The 6,404-nt window shown below is 37.9% G+C and carries 6 protein-coding genes; 5 read left to right on the top strand and 1 reads right to left on the bottom strand.

Annotated features, from left to right (window positions below; all coding sequences use genetic code 11):
• Positions 1 to 497: 497 nt before the first annotated feature.
• The 5 genes from PSF28_RS20615 (at position 498) to PSF28_RS20595 (ending at position 4,958) form a co-directional block, all read left to right on the top strand.
• Complete coding sequence (locus PSF28_RS20615; protein WP_210836769.1) at positions 498 to 1,289, top strand: endonuclease/exonuclease/phosphatase family protein; 792 nt, start codon at positions 498 to 500, stop codon at positions 1,287 to 1,289.
• Positions 1,290 to 1,349: 60 nt separating this feature from the next.
• Positions 1,350 to 1,931 (top strand): DUF1287 domain-containing protein, encoded by a 582-nt coding sequence (locus PSF28_RS20610; protein WP_272685585.1) that lies wholly within the window; start codon positions 1,350 to 1,352, stop codon positions 1,929 to 1,931.
• Positions 1,932 to 2,146: 215 nt separating this feature from the next.
• The gene (locus PSF28_RS20605) at positions 2,147 to 3,334 is read left to right on the top strand and encodes an NAD(P)/FAD-dependent oxidoreductase (protein WP_210836771.1); all 1,188 of its coding nucleotides are present in this window, start codon (positions 2,147 to 2,149) and stop codon (positions 3,332 to 3,334) included.
• Positions 3,335 to 3,347: 13 nt separating this feature from the next.
• On the top strand, positions 3,348 to 3,740 hold the full coding sequence (locus PSF28_RS20600; RefSeq protein WP_210836773.1) for a hypothetical protein: 393 nt from the start codon (positions 3,348 to 3,350) through the stop codon (positions 3,738 to 3,740).
• Between the two features lie 15 nt (positions 3,741 to 3,755).
• The gene (locus PSF28_RS20595; protein WP_210836775.1) at positions 3,756 to 4,958 is read left to right on the top strand and encodes an aminotransferase class I/II-fold pyridoxal phosphate-dependent enzyme; all 1,203 of its coding nucleotides are present in this window, start codon (positions 3,756 to 3,758) and stop codon (positions 4,956 to 4,958) included.
• A 64-nt stretch (positions 4,959 to 5,022) separates the two neighbouring features.
• On the opposite strand, the gene PSF28_RS20590 is transcribed toward PSF28_RS20595, so the two are convergent.
• Entirely contained in the window at positions 5,023 to 6,390 is a 1,368-nt protein-coding gene (locus tag PSF28_RS20590; RefSeq protein WP_210836776.1) for an amino acid permease, read from the bottom strand.
• Between the last annotated feature and the right edge of the window lie 14 nt (positions 6,391 to 6,404).

The raw sequence follows: 6,404 nt of genomic DNA, 5'->3' as shown, positions 1-6,404 counted from the left end.
TTCGGGGTAGCAGAGTTTTAGTAAAATCCAATGGATATAGTGAGTTGACGGTTTATCTATCACTGCGATGAATGGAATGGCTTGAGGCAAAGTAGTGAGTAACAACTCACCTCTATTTAGTTAGCAAAGGAGTGTGAGGTGATAAAGAACTTAGATATAAAGCGATGGAGAAATAAGAAGTGTAGTTGTAGTTGGGAAAAATTAAATTGTATCTTCAATGCATTTAGAGGGCGAATGTTAATGAGAGATACAAAGTAGTAAGTAACAGCTCACATATTATTTATAGGGTGAGAATAAAAAAGTAAGTAGTATGAATAGCCACCAATTCAGTATTATCCATTTTAAGTTTTAGTGTAAAGCTTAAAGGCCTCATGGTTAAGTTAGTGGTTGTGTTAAATTTGATAAGCTATAACACCTCAAATTTGATATACTACCTGTAGTAACTAATCAAAAAGTGTAAGATTTTCATTATTTTTCTGTGATATAGGGACTCAAATTTGGCGAAAAGAACCTATTCTGTTCGGTATATTGCAGGTGAGCCCGCTAAACGTATTCAGCCGATGCCTGTTCATATGTTAGGTGAATCACTTCCAATAGGCTTACCACTGTTTGCAGCGGGTGAAACTCTTGATGTGGTTACATGGAATATTTACAAACAGCAACGTCCAAATTGGAAACACACCCTTAACGAATTAGTGAAAGATAGAAAACTAATCTTGCTGCAAGAGGCTCAAATGTCACCTGAGCTAATATCTTTTGCAGCATCACATAAATTAATTGCTGATCAAGTACCTGCATTACCTTTCTCGCCTCACCCTGCTGGAGTAATGACTCTCGCAGCTTCACATCCGATATATTGCTGTCCTTTAAGAGAAAAAGAGCCACTTTTACGGCTAGCTAAATCCGCACTGATTACGGTTTATCCGTTACCAAATGGAAAACACTTGATGGTAGCGAATGTGCATGCAATTAACTTCAGCTTTGGTGTGGATGTTTATACTCGGCAATTAAGTAAGCTGGGAATTCATATTGCTAAACATGTTGGCCCGGTGATCCTCGCGGGTGATTTTAATGCATGGAGCAGGCAACGAGTGAATGCATTAAAACGGTTTATTCGTAGTGTTGGTTTAAAAGAAATTGCATTTAATGATGATTACCGTACTAAGGCCTTTGGTCGCCCTTTAGATTACATATTTTATCGTGGATTGAAAGTTAAAAACAGCATTGTACTACCAACAGATGCTTCTGATCATAACCCTATTATGACCAAATTTACGCTTTCTAAGTAATTAAGATTATCTCCCCTTATTTTCTCTGGTATTTAATTGTAGATTTGATGAACTATTTTTATGGGGAATATCAGGTTGAAAACATCGTTTTTGTACACACTCTTCTTTTTTGCACAAATAGCAAATGGATCGAGCTTATTGTTAGCTAAACATGCGGAACAGTTACCTCGTTTAGTTATTTATGACTCATCTTATCGACAAATCTCTTATCCAAATGGTGATGTGCCTGAGCAGTACGGCGTTTGTTCTGATGTTGTTATACGCAGCTACCGGAAAATTGGTATTGATCTACAAAAATTAGTTCATGAAGACATGAAAGCAAATTTTCGCCAATATCCCAGCCAACGTATGTGGGGGTTACGTAAACCAGATACAAATATTGACCACCGTCGCGTGCCTAATTTAGAGGTCTTTTTTTCACGTAAAGGGAAAAATAAGCCTATCTCAAAGAGTGTCAGTGATTATATACCTGGCGATATTGTCTCATGGCGTTTAGATAATGGTAGGCCTCATATTGGCATTGTAACTTCGATAAAATCCCCCAATACACATAATTATTTAATTATGCACAATATTGGTTATGGACAAATTATGGAGGACGTTCTTTTTCGCTGGGATATTGTTGGACACTATTCTTATTAAATGAAATTGTTTTTATGTAATATAATTTCCATAATTATAATTTTCACAATTAATTTCTTCTTCAGGTTATATATATATAAGTGATTAGTTTTATTTGTTATTTTTTAAATTATACCCTAATTATTGTATTGGAATTAATTTTCTATGGGCTATATTTATAACTGATGGGTATAGCGTATAAAACTTAATTAATTATATATACGGTGGTTAATGTAATGAAAAATATAATTATTGTTGGCGGTGGAACTGGTGGAACGATGCTAGCGAATACACTTGCCAGGAAGTTGAGTAAAGAAATTTTTTCCAAAAAAATAAAAATAACATTAATTACTGATAATCCAATACATTACTATAAACCTGCATTTATGTATGTTGCCTTTAATCTCTTCTTTAAAGATGAATTAAGTCGCCCAGAAAGAGAGTTGTTAAGGCCTGAAATAGAGTTAGCCATTGATAAAATTGAGTACTTTGATTTTAAAAATAAAGCGCTAAACTCGAAGGATGGAAAAAAATATAATTATGATTTTCTTGTTATTGCGACAGGTTGCGTGCCTAAACCTGAGCGCATTGAAGGTTTAAAGGATATTGGTAACCATTTTTATGCTTATGATGCATCGAGAAAGCTAGCTGATCAACTGGCTAAGATTGAAAAAGGCCGAATTTTTATTACGGTATCATTCCCTGAAACACCTAATGTCCCCCATCAGTGTGGTATCGCACCGATGGAAACAACTTTAATGATTGATGAGTTTTTACGTAAACGCCGGGTTAGGGATAATATTGAAATTGTTTATACCTATCCAACAGTTTCACAATTATTGCGCAACTGTTTATTCATGCAACAACCTGTTTGTGAAGTTATTCCTGAAGTATTCACCGCTAAAAATATTAAAGCACAGAGAGGGTTTACTTTAGATAAAGTTGATCCAGATAAGAAGGTAGCTTATTCGAAAGAAGGGGATGAGCAAAATTTTGATTTACTGATTAGTACTCCTCCTATTACTGCGGTTGAAGCAGTTATTAATACCGGGCTGAGTGAACATAATAATGGTGAAGGATGGCTGCCAACTGATCACGAAACTATGCAAGTTTATGGTGTAGATGGTGTTTATGTTATAGGTGATACTGTTGATTTACCGATCAGTAAAGCAGGTGGAAGTTGCCATAATCAAGCTGCAATTATAGCTGATAATATTTGCGGAGAATTAATTTATGGCTATCCTGCAGCTATTTATGATGGGCGAGTTCAAGCTGTTGCCCAAATGGGATTAACGGCAGGGATGCCTTTGCAATACGATTATAAACACGACGTTATTCCTACGCCTCCAACTAAATTAGGAGGATTACTAAGAAATGGCTTTAATAGAGGTATTTATTGGGCTGCTATTCGTGGTTTAGTTTAAGGAGGAAATAAAAATGTCGAATAATGAAAATCAAAGTAAACTAATTGAACTTCTTAATTCTGAGTCGGGTGATCATTTCGCCGAAAAATTAGCCCCTTTATTACAGTTGAATCGTTTAGATAATATTGTTGATTTACTTTCTTTAATTTCTGACCTTATTGATATTACCGATAATAGCACTGTAGAGAAACTGGCAAATTCATTTGAAGACACTTTAGCGCCAGTCTGGGAGTTAGGCGCTGCTTATAATATGGCAAAAATGGAAGAGAGATATAATAGTAAAAATCCAAATTTTCGTTCGGTGTATGTTTTATTAAAAGATCCAAACACATTACGTGGAATTAGTACCGTTTTACGAACCTTGCAAATAATGGGTTCTCGATTATCTTCACCCCAAGAGGGGTAATATTTCGGAGGTGGTATGATATTAGATAGACAATATTCTTTTGATACGCGTGTGATACACAATTACTATGATGCAGCCGAAAATTTAGGATCACTTTCTTCTCCCATTTATCAAACTTCAACTTATGTATTTAATAATGTCGAAGAAGGTGCCGCCTGTTTTAGCGGCGAATTGAATGGTTACATTTATACTCGAATAAATAATCCAACATTGAATTTGCTGGAAAAGCGATTGGCTGATTTAGAAGAGGGAGATGCAGCAATTGTATTTTCTTCAGGGATGGGGGCAATAACATCGACTCTTTGGACATTACTTAATCCTGGAGATGAGCTGTTAGTTGATATGACGGTTTATGGCTGTACATACTCATTCTTTCATCATGGATTAGCTCGATTTGGGGTTAAAGTCCGTCACATTGATATGAGTAACCCCAATAATGTGGCACAGGAACTCACTGAAAAAACAAAGATGATATTTTTCGAGTCACCTGCAAACCCAAATATGCGTTTGGTTGATGTTAATGCCGTGAGCCATATCGTTAAGCAATATAACCTTGCAAATAACCAACAAATATTAGTGGCAGTAGACAATACCTATTGTACTCCTTACATTCAAAAACCGCTTGAGCTTGGGGCAGATATTGTCATTCATTCATTGACTAAATATATGAATGGGCATGGTGATGTGATGGCTGGAGCGGTTGTCACAACGGAGGATTTGGCTAAGCAAATCAGATTAGTTGGGCTAAAGGACATGACTGGTGCTTGTTTATCCCCTCATGATGCAAATCTTATATTGCGAGGAATGAAAACACTGCCAATCAGAATGGAAAGGGTGGTTGAGAATGCACAGAAAGTTGCAGAATACTTGGCCTCGTTATCTGAAGTTTCTCAGGTAATGTATCCAGGTTTACCGAGTTTTCCACAATACGCATTAGCTCAAAAGCAGATGAAGTTACCTGGAGGGATGATTGCTTTTGAACTTAAAGGCGGCCTTGAGGCGGGTAAGCGGTTTTTGAATCACCTACAGTTATTTTCATGTGCGGTTAGCCTCGGTGATTGTGAGTCATTGGCTCAACACCCTGCAAGTATGACCCATTCTACTTACACCGCTGAGGAGCGAGAGCAGTACGGCATTAGTGATGGACTTATTCGTTTATCAGTCGGGTTAGAAAACGTTGATGATTTGATTGCCGATATTAAGCAAGCACTCGTTTGATAACAAAAAGCCCTATATCATATAAATATAGGGCTTAAATTTATTTTATAAATGCTTTTGTTGATTAAGATTTTTGAAATTTACGCATGATAAAGAAGGTGACACTCAATATAGCCACCCATGCAAACCCAACGAGAAGGGCAACTTGGGTGTCTTTAAAGAAGCCTAGTAATGCGATAACAAAGACCATAAATGCAATAGTCAGGGCAGGGCCAATCGGCCAAAATGGGACTGGGAATTTGAGTTTTTTAACTTCTTCAGCGCTCATTTGGCGACGCATTGCAACATGAGAAAGTAAGATCATTAACCAGACCCAAACTGTAGCAAAGGTTGCGATTGATGCAATAATCACAAAGATTTTTTCTGGAAGTAGGTAGTTCAAATACACGCCGAGTAACATTACAACGGACATCACCAGCACAGTGACCCAAGGTACCCCACTTTTAGTTAGCTTAGTAAATACTTTTGGTGCTTGCTTGTCTTGTGCCATACCATACATCATACGACCAGCACCAAAAATATCACTATTGATAGCTGAGACTGCTGCTGTGATCACCACGATATTTAAGATATTTGCCGCTGATTGAATACCTAAGCTATCAAAAATTTGGACGAATGGACTGCCATTCTGACCGATTTGATTCCACGGATAGATGCACATTAGAATAAAAAGTGTTAACCCATAGAATAATAAAATACGAATGGGTACCGCATTGATTGCTTTAGGAATGGTTTTTTCTGGATTTTGTGCTTCACTGGCGGTAATACCGATTACTTCGATACCCCCGAAGGCGAACATTACAATGGCTAAGGACGCAATAACACCTTCAATACCGTTTGGCATAAAGCCACCGTGTTCCCAGAGATTTTGGATGCCCACCGCATGGTCAGTTTCTTGGCCGAAACCGTAGAACATTAAGAAGGTACCACCAACAATCATTGCGATGATTGCGGATACTTTCACGATAGACAGCCAAAATTCCATTTCACCGAAAATTTTAACATGGCATAAATTGAGCGCACCAATAAATAGCACGATACTTAATACCCATACCCATTGGTCAACATGTGGAAACCAGAACCCCATGTACATCCCGAAAGCGGTAATATCAGCCAAGCACACAACTAACATTTCAAATACGTAGTTCCAGCCAGTTAAAAAACCAGCGAGGGGGCCCATGTAATGGCTAGCGTAGTGAGAGAATGAACCGGGTACTGGATGATGCACAGCCATCTCGCCTAAGGCTCGCATGACCATAAATACAGCGGCACCACCGACCATATAAGCGAGTAAAACTGCTGGGCCTGCCGCTTGAATGGCGGAAGCAGAACCATAAAATAAGCCGGTACCAATCGCTGACCCTAAAGCCATAAAGCGAATGTGCCGAACACTCAGCCCCTTTCTGAGTTGATTTTGTTCACTACTTTGCATGTCTTTTCCTGTCT

Origin of the sequence: Providencia sp. PROV130, from assembly GCF_028482225.1 — a bacterium.
Taxonomy (GTDB): Bacteria; Pseudomonadota; Gammaproteobacteria; order Enterobacterales; family Enterobacteriaceae; genus Providencia; species Providencia rettgeri.
The sequence above is the reverse complement of the archived record's forward strand: the minus strand, read 5'-3'. Positions and strand labels throughout refer to the sequence as shown.

Bases quoted from the DNA above. Each gene is read 5' to 3' on its own strand.
- PSF28_RS20610 (WP_272685585.1), top strand. From the start codon at position 1,350: ATGGGGAATATCAGGTTGAAAACATCGTTTTTGTACACACTCTTCTTT.
- PSF28_RS20605 (WP_210836771.1), top strand. From the start codon at position 2,147: ATGAAAAATATAATTATTGTTGGCGGTGGAACTGGTGGAACGATGCTA.
- PSF28_RS20600 (WP_210836773.1), top strand. From the start codon at position 3,348: ATGTCGAATAATGAAAATCAAAGTAAACTAATTGAACTTCTTAATTCT.
- PSF28_RS20595 (WP_210836775.1), top strand. From the start codon at position 3,756: ATGATATTAGATAGACAATATTCTTTTGATACGCGTGTGATACACAAT.
- PSF28_RS20590 (WP_210836776.1), bottom strand. From the start codon at position 6,390: ATGCAAAGTAGTGAACAAAATCAACTCAGAAAGGGGCTGAGTGTTCGG.